Raw genomic sequence first — 254 nt, forward strand, 5'->3', positions numbered from 1 at the left:
CTCGATGCTCCCGCCGCAGCCGACCGCCTCGAGGGCGTCCAGGGCGAGGGCGTTCGCGGCGTCGCCGATGGCGTGCACCGCGGGCACCAGTCCGGCCGAGGAGGCGCGGCGCAGCCAGTCGACGAGCTCGTCGGCGTCGTAGGCGGACAGGCCCCGACCCGCGGGGGTGCCCTCGAGACCCGCGTAGGGGTCGTGGCAGAAGGCGGTGCGGGTGTTCAACGACCCGTCGGTGATGATCTTGAACGGGCCCATGG

The 254-nt window shown here is 74.0% G+C and carries 1 protein-coding gene; it reads right to left on the reverse strand.

Annotated features, from left to right (window positions below):
* Positions 1 to 254 (reverse strand): amidohydrolase family protein (locus tag AC0IXR_RS25105; RefSeq protein WP_471762604.1); only part of this gene is annotated, 254 nt, incomplete at both ends.

This window comes from Methylobacterium sp. AC832 (assembly GCF_979256025.1).